This window comes from Streptomyces sp. AC627_RSS907 (assembly GCF_019049165.1).
Window position 1 is genome coordinate 1 of record NZ_JAGMUE010001357.1, and the last position, 626, is coordinate 626.

The window sequence follows — 626 nt, forward strand, 5'->3', positions numbered from 1 at the left end:
GTAGTCGCTCTTGCCCGCCACCAGCACCTCGAGCTCCTGCGGGTGGTCCACGAAGGGGCGGGGACGCTTGACGAAGCCGCGGATCGGGATGTTGCCCAGCAGCGCGATGCCGGCCGCGAGCGGCGCCCACGCCAGGCCGGCGACGGCGCTCGCCGCGTCGGAGCGCTTGCGCGCGCTCCACCAGGCGCCGAGCAGCAGCGCGAGCAGACCGAAGACGACGCCGAACTCGCCGATGAACTCCATCAACCGGTCGCACCAGTGCGGCGCGTCCTCGGCCAGGCCGTTGATGTCGTAGAGCAGGCTGACATCCGGGTTCGACCCTTCCCTGACGTCTGCTGCCAGGGGGGACCCCAGTGTGAGTCCAGCCATCTGCCGCGGCCCCTTATCTCTTGCACGTCACGCCCGTCGCTGCAAGCAACCGGCCGCCCCCGCGGTCCTCAACCAAGTGTGCTGCTATTCCACTCGAAGAAAACGCCCGTGTGGGGCAACGCGTTCCACTCTCCACCCAACGATCACCAGGACGTTATCGAAGGGTGACCCATCGTCGCAGCTCAGAAAGACGGCATCACGGAGAGTTCCAGCCACGCTACACCTCGACGGACGCCGTTGATCGGCTTCCGCTCAGC

The 626-nt window shown here is 67.4% G+C and carries 1 pseudogene; it reads right to left on the bottom strand.

Annotated features, from left to right (window positions below):
• A pseudogene (locus KUM32_RS41905) lies at positions 1-369 on the bottom strand (hypothetical protein); the annotation flags it as partial.
• Between the last annotated feature and the right edge of the window lie 257 nt (positions 370-626).